Here is a 7157-nt window from a genome sequence, read left to right as displayed (position 1 = left end):
CGATCACCCCCGCGCCGGGCTCCAGCGCCAGTCGCAGCACGGCCCACCACCACAGCGCACCGAGGCCCAGCGCGGCCGCCCGGCGAGCAGCCCGCGCGGACGTCATATCCGCGTCATCCGTTTTCGGCCTGGAACATCCAATGTTGCTTCTCCAGGTCGGCCGTGATCTGGATGAAGATGTCCTGGCTCACCGGATCCGGATCGCCGGTCGCCCCGATCCGCTCCCGCATCCGCCCGATCACCGCACCCAGGGCGTCCACGATCGTCTGCACCGCGGCACTGTCGTCGACCCACCCTTCCGGGGTCACATCGATGCCGCTGCCGACGGCCACCGTCGCGGCACGCCCGTCCGGGGAGACCCCGAGCGCCGAGGCGCGCTCCGCCACGGTGTCGGAGTGCGTGCGCGCGGTACCGACGAGTTCGTCGAGCTGGAGATGTACGGAACGGAAGCGCGGACCGACCACGTTCCAGTGGATCTGCTTGGCCACCAGCGCCAGGTCCACCAGGTCGACGAGGGCGCCCTGCAGCGCCTCTGACACGGTCTTCAGGTTCGCGTCGGACAACGGGCTCTTCACGACGTACATCCGCACCTCCGTCGGTCGGTCCCCCGGCCATGTTTCCTCCACCATGACCGCACCACCAGGGACCGGCAAACCGGGCGAAACCACCACCGGCACTCGTCACTCGCCCGCGTGAGAACTCACGCGCACACGCAAAAACCCCGACCGCACCTCTCCGGGACCTCCCGGAAAGACCCCGGCCGGGGCCTCACACGCACACGTTCTCGACGCTCAGGCGGCGACGACGTCCACTGCCTCGGCAGGCGCCTTGATGGTCACCCGCTCCGGTGGCACACCGGTCACCGAGACGGAACCCAGCATCGGGCGCACCGGTGCCGGCACGGTCTCGCTGGGCGTGGCCGCGGCCGACTGGGCCAGCTCGGCGAGGGCGAGTTCGTCGCTCACTTCCCGCATGAGCTCGGACATCCGTACGTCCAGCGCGTCGCAGATGGCGGAGAGCAGTTCGGAAGAAGCCTCCTTCTGCCCCCGCTCCACCTCGGAGAGATAGCCGAGTGAGACTCGGGCGGACGAGGAGACTTCGCGCAGAGTACGGCCCTGGCGCTGGCGCTGCCGACGCAGCACGTCACCCAGCAGGCGACGGAGCAGAATCATCGGTGGCTCCCTCCTCGGACCGTGTAACCGCATCCTTCACGCCCCACCGTACCGCCTCGCGCCGCGGCCGTGCGGGGAGCGATGTCGTGTTCACTCAGGGCTGCAAACATCAAAACCCCCCGTTCCGTTCCGTATCCTGTGCCCGCTCATTCCCGGTCTGTTCGCCCGCAAGCTCCCTCAAAAGGAGTGCGAGTACGCTCCGTGCACTCTCCATACGAATTTCCGCGCGGTCGCCGTTCAACCGCAGCGCCTCCACTTTTCCGCCAGAGGCGGAACCGTCGTCTGCTCCGAAGGGCCCGTCGAGGGCCACGAAGACCGTCCCGACGGGCTGTCCGTCCTGTGGGTCCGGACCGGCGACGCCCGTCGTCGCGATACCCCAGTCGGCACCCAACGCCTTGCGCACGCCCGCCGCCATCTGGGCGGCGACCTGCGGATCCACCGCTCCACGCGCCGCGAGCACCGCGGCGTCGACGCCGAGCAGGTCCCGCTTCAGCTCCGTAGCGTAGGCGGTCACCGACCCGCGGAAGGCCTTGGAGGCCCCGGGTACCGCCGTGATCGCGGCAGCCACCATTCCGCCGGTCAAGGACTCGGCGACCGCGAGCGTCTCGCCCCTGACGGTGAGTAGTCGCACCACGTCGGCGGCCGTGGAACTCAAGCTTCCGTCTCCTTCAACGCCGCTCTGCGCTCGGCGATTCCCTGGCGGCGCAGCACAATGGCCTGCTTCACATAGTCCAGTCCGGTCGCCACGGTCAGGACGACCGCCGCGGCCATCACCCAGAACCTCAGCGTGGCCAGGGGCCCCGTCAGTGCCAGGACGTACATGCCGACGGCGATGCCCTGGGTGAGGGTCTTGAGCTTGCCGCCGCGGCTCGCGGGGATGACGCCGTACCGGATGACCACGAACCGCAGCACGGTGATCCCGAGTTCCCGGCCGAGGATGACGGCCGTCACCCACCAGGGCAGGTCGCCCAGCGCGGACAGACAGATGAGCGCCGCCCCCATGATCGCCTTGTCGGCGATGGGGTCGGCGATCTTCCCGAAGTCGGTGACGAGGTTGTAGGTGCGGGCCAGGTGGCCGTCGAAGAGGTCGGTGATCATGGCTACGGCGAAGGCCGCCCAGGCGAACGAGCGCCAGGCCGGGTCGTACCCGCCGTTGCCGAGCATCAGCGCCACGAAGGCCGGCACGAGAAGCAGCCGGAGCATCGTCAGCAGGTTGGCGACGTTCCAGACGCTCGCCTGGTTGACGGCGGCGGCCGCGATCTTGCCGCCGCGCCCGGCGACACCGCCCTCGGTCGCACCCCGTTCCGGGGCGCCCTGTTCCGTCGCGCCCCGTTCGGCCGCGCCCCCCGAGGGCGTACGCTCCGCCGGTCCACGCGCGGCGCCCGAGGGCCCACGGGGGCCGGTCCTTCGCGCACCGGAGGAGCCGCCCGCCGCGGACGCCGGGACTCCGGTCATCTGCCGGCCTCCTCACTCCACTCGGGCGACCCCAGCAGCGGTTCGGCCACCAGGTCGACACCCTCCGTACCGACCACCTTCGCGTCGACCATACGACCGACACTCAGGCCCTCGCCGCTCGTGAGCAGCACCTGGCCGTCCGTCTCGGGCGCCTGGTGCTCCGCGCGGCCACGCACACCGTCCTCCCCGTCGGCGGACTCCACTGACTCGACGAGCACGCGCACGGTCGCACCGACGCGCTCCTCGGCCCGCTGTGAGACCAGTTCCTCGGCGAGGCGGGACACACGTGCCAGCCGTTCGGCGACGACGTCCTCGTCCAGCTTGTCGCCGTAGGTCGCGGCTTCGGTGCCCTCCTCGTCGGAGTACCCGAAGACGCCGATGGCGTCGAGCCGCGCGTGGTTCAGGAACCGCTCCAGCTCGGCGAGGTCGGAGGCGGTCTCGCCGGGGAAGCCCACGATGAAGTTGGAGCGCACGCCGGCCTCGGGGGCCTTGCTCCGGATGGTGTCCAGCAGCTCCAGGAAGCGGTCGGTGTCGCCGAAGCGGCGCATCGCGCGGAGCACGTTCGGCGCGGAGTGCTGGAAGGACAGGTCGAAGTAGGGCGTGACCTTCGGGGTGGAGGTCAGTACATCGATGAGGCCGGGGCGCATCTCGGCCGGCTGAAGGTAGCTGACGCGCACGCGCTCGATGCCGTCGACATCGGCGAGGTTCGGCAGCAGCGACTCCAGCAGGCGGATGTCGCCGAGGTCCTTGCCGTAGGACGTGTTGTTCTCGGAGACCAGCATGATCTCCTTGACGCCCTGCTCGGCCAGCCACCGCGTCTCGTTCAGCACGTCGCTCGGGCGGCGGGAGATGAAGGAGCCGCGGAAGGACGGGATGGCGCAGAAGGAACAGCGCCGGTCGCAGCCGGAGGCCAGCTTCACCGAGGCGACCGGGGAGCCGTCGAGGCGACGGCGCAGGGGCGCGCGGGGGCCGGAGGCGGGGGCGAGGCCCTCGGGCAGGTCGGTCGGGCCGTGCCCCGGCAGGGCGACGGAGGCACCGGCCTCCTGCCGCTCGGCGGGGCTGATCGGCAGCAGCTTGCGCCGGTCACGCGGGGTGTGGGCGGCGTGGATGCCGCCGTTCAGGATGGTCTGCAGGCGGTCGGAGATGTCGGTGTAGTCGTCGAAGCCGAGGACTCCGTCGGCCTCGGGAAGGGCCTCGGCGAGCTCCTTGCCGTACCTCTCGGCCATGCAGCCCACCGCCACCACGGCCTGTGTTCTGCCATGACCCTTGAGGTCGTTGGCCTCCAGGAGGGCATCGACCGAGTCCTTCTTGGCGGCCTCGACGAAGCCGCACGTGTTCACGACGGCGACGTCCGCTTCCTCGGCGTCCTCGACGAGCTTCCAGCCGTCCGCCTCCAGACGGCCTGCGAGCTCCTCCGAGTCCACCTCGTTACGGGCGCAGCCAAGGGTGACGAGTGCGACGGTACGGCTTTCAGGCATGGGCTCAAGACTACTTCGTCCTGCCGACAGCCCACGTCGACGGGGTTGCCCGATCTTGGACGACCCCGTCCGCGTCGACGCCTTCCGCGCCCTATCCGACCTGCGGGTCGCCCTTCGTGTACGTCAGGCGTTCCACGGAGCCCGGCTGGAAGTCGTCCTCGATCTTCTTGCCGTTGACGTACAGCTCGATCGCGCCGGCGTTGCCGAGGACGAGGTCGACCTTCTCGTTGTCCTGGAAGGTCTTGGAGTCACCCTCCTTGAGCAGGCCGTCGAAGAGCAGCCGGCCGTTGTGGTCCTTCACGGAGATCCAGCTGGGGTCGTCGGTGGCGCTGATCTTGACCGTCACCTTGTCCCGCGGTGCGGCGGCGATGGCACTCTCGGTCGGGTCCGGCTTCGGGTCGGCGGGCTTCTTCGGCTTGGCGCTCGGCGAGGGCGACTCGCCGGCCGACGGCTGGGAGCCCTCGGCGACGCTCGCCTCGGAGCCACCGTCGTCGCCGCCCTTGACGAACGTGAAGCCGACGAAGCCGATCACCGCGACGATCGCGGCGACCATGGCGGCGGTCCAGTTGGGTCCGCGTCGCTCGGGACGGATGCGTTCCGCCTCGAACAGAGGCGCGGCGGGTGTCGGCGCGGGGCGACCGCCGTGTGCGGCGTCGAACTGCGCGAGCAGTTCGGCCGGGTCGAGGCGGACAGCCTTGGCAAGGGTCCTGATGTGACCGCGCGCGTAGACGTCACCGCCGCAGGGCGTGAAGTCGTCCGCCTCGATGGCGTGCACGATGGCGATCCGGACGCGGGTGGCGGTGCTGATGTCGTCGACGGTCAACCCGGCGGCGATCCGTGCCTGCTGCAGGGCACGGCCGATGGAGGGGCGGGCTTCCTCAGAAACGCCTTCAGACACGTCTTCGATCGGACGCTCGTCTTCAGGGGAGTTGCCGTTGGACACGGGGGCGCCTTTCGAGCGTTTAGCCGCCTGTGCTGGACGTTCAGTTTAGGGGGGCTGCAAACGGGTGGGGCAACCGGGCGACGGGACTTTGTACGCCATCGGAATGGCCCCGCGTCCCGATGGTGGACTACCTGTTTGTCATTTCCCTCAACTTGACGTACGCCATGGGGAAACGGTTGCTCAATGATCCCTAACGGGTGAGTCACGATCGGCCACCCGGCCGCCGTGACCGTCCGTCGACGGAACCCCTCGGGTACTGTTCCCTACCCTTCAGACTCCCCCCGGATCAGCGCGAGCACGCCGTCCAGCTCATCAGGCTTCACAAGAACGTCACGAGCCTTTGAGCCTTCGCTCGGCCCGACGATGCTCCGCGACTCCATCAGGTCCATCAGGCGCCCGGCCTTGGCGAAGCCGACGCGCAGCTTGCGCTGCAGCATGGAGGTCGACCCGAACTGCGTGGAGACGACCAGCTCGGCCGCCTGGCAGAGCAGGTCGAGGTCGTCGCCGATGTCCTCGTCGATCTCCTTCTTCTGCTTGGTGCCGACGGTGACGTCCTCGCGGAAGACGGGCGCCATCTGGTCCTTGCAGTGCTGTACGACGACCGCGACCTCTTCCTCGGTCACGAACGCGCCCTGCATACGGGTCGGTTTGTTCGCGCCCATCGGCAGGAAGAGGCCGTCACCCTTTCCGATCAGCTTCTCGGCGCCGGGCTGGTCGAGGATGACCCGTGAGTCCGCCAGCGAGGACGTGGCGAAGGCCAGCCGGGAGGGCACGTTCGCCTTGATCAGACCGGTGACGACGTCCACGGACGGCCGCTGGGTGGCGAGCACCAGGTGGATGCCGGCCGCGCGCGCGAGCTGCGTGATCCGGACGATCGCGTCCTCGACGTCCCGCGGCGCCACCATCATCAGGTCGGCCAGCTCGTCCACGATCACCAGCAGATACGGGTACGGCTGCAGCTCGCGCTCACTGCCCTCGGGCGGCTTGACCTTGCCCTCGCGCACCGCGCGGTTGAAGTCGTCGATGTGCCGGTAGCCGTAGGCGGCGAGGTCGTCGTAGCGCAGGTCCATCTCGCGCACGACCCACTGGAGCGCCTCGGCGGCCCGTTTCGGGTTGGTGATGATCGGCGTGATCAGGTGCGGGATGCCCTCGTACGCGGTCAGCTCGACACGCTTGGGGTCGACCAGGATCATCCGGACGTCCTCGGGGGTCGCCCGCATCATGATCGAGGTGATCAGGCAGTTGATGCAGGACGACTTGCCGGATCCGGTGGCGCCGGCGACCAGTATGTGCGGCATCTTCGCCAGCGAGTGCATGACGTAACCGCCCTCGACGTCCTTGCCGAAGGCGACCAGCATGGGGTCGTCGTCCTCGGCGGACTCAGCGAGCCGCAGCACGTCGCCGAGGTTGACCATCTCCCGGTCGGTGTTGGGGATCTCGATGCCGACCGCGGACTTGCCGGGGATCGGGCTGATGATCCGTACGTCGGGGCTGGCGACGGCGTACGCGATGTTCTTGGCCAGCGCGGTGATCCGCTCGACCTTCACGGCGGGCCCGAGCTCCACCTCGTACCGCGTGACCGTCGGGCCGCGGGTGAATCCGGTGACGGCGGCGTCGACCTTGAACTCGGTGAAGACGGTGGTCAGCGAGGCGACTATGGCGTCGTTTGCGGCGCTGCGCGCCTTGCCGGGGCCGCCGCGGGTGAGCATGTCGAGGGCCGGCAGGGAGTAGGTGATGTCTCCGGAGAGCTGAAGCTGCTCGGCGCGCGGCGGCAGGTCCCGCTCCTTGGGGAGCGGCGTCTTGGTGAGGTCGGCGACCACCGCCGTACCGTCGTCGGGGTCGGCCTTCCGCGCCTTGTCCTGCTTGAGCTTCCCCGGCTGCGGGCGCGCGGCCGGCACGGGCGTCGGAGTCGGCGTCGTCGACTCGCGGTCCCCCGTGCTCACCCCCTGCGTGAGGTCGGCGACCAGCGGCGAGGGCGGCATCCCGTGCAGCACGGCGCCGTCGAGTGCGGCGGCGGCCGCGGCGGCGACGTCCACGGCGTCCATCGGCCGGTTCATGTCGGGCTGCGGCACGGCGGACCGGCGGGGCCTGCCGCGGCCCGACATGAAC

General features: G+C 69.7%; 7 protein-coding genes. All 7 read right to left on the bottom strand.

Features of this window, described 5'->3' with window-relative positions; translation table 11 throughout:
* Positions 1-113: 113 nt before the first annotated feature.
* Positions 114-584 carry a DNA starvation/stationary phase protection protein gene (locus EBH09_RS27175; RefSeq protein WP_121749582.1) on the bottom strand — a complete coding sequence of 157 codons (471 nt, stop codon included), beginning with the start codon at positions 582-584 and terminating at the stop codon, positions 114-116.
* A 207-nt stretch (positions 585-791) separates the two neighbouring features.
* A complete protein-coding gene (locus tag EBH09_RS27170; RefSeq protein ID WP_007387871.1) occupies positions 792-1172 on the bottom strand; it encodes a helix-turn-helix transcriptional regulator in 381 nt (126 codons plus the stop codon).
* Positions 1173-1281: 109 nt separating this feature from the next.
* A complete protein-coding gene (locus EBH09_RS27165) occupies positions 1282-1827 on the bottom strand; it encodes a CinA family protein (protein ID WP_121749581.1) in 546 nt (181 codons plus the stop codon).
* Entirely contained in the window at positions 1824-2627 is an 804-nt protein-coding gene (gene pgsA / locus EBH09_RS27160) for a CDP-diacylglycerol--glycerol-3-phosphate 3-phosphatidyltransferase (protein WP_121749580.1), read from the bottom strand. Before pgsA ends, EBH09_RS27165 begins: the two co-directional genes overlap by 4 nt.
* Entirely contained in the window at positions 2624-4105 is a 1482-nt protein-coding gene (gene rimO / locus EBH09_RS27155) for a 30S ribosomal protein S12 methylthiotransferase RimO (protein WP_121749579.1), read from the bottom strand. Before rimO ends, pgsA begins: the two co-directional genes overlap by 4 nt.
* 91 nt (positions 4106-4196) lie before the next feature.
* Complete coding sequence (locus tag EBH09_RS27150) at positions 4197-5048, bottom strand: helix-turn-helix domain-containing protein (protein WP_121749578.1); 852 nt, start codon at positions 5046-5048, stop codon at positions 4197-4199.
* A 263-nt stretch (positions 5049-5311) separates the two neighbouring features.
* A partial coding sequence (locus EBH09_RS27145; RefSeq protein WP_153182738.1) for a DNA translocase FtsK occupies positions 5312-7157 on the bottom strand: 1846 nt, incomplete at its 5' end.

It is taken from the genome of Streptomyces sp. E2N166, assembly GCF_003671715.1.
GTDB classification, from domain to species: domain Bacteria; phylum Actinomycetota; class Actinomycetes; order Streptomycetales; family Streptomycetaceae; genus Streptomyces; species Streptomyces thinghirensis.
Note: the sequence above shows the minus strand (reverse complement) of the source record. Positions and strands in the feature narration are given on the sequence as shown.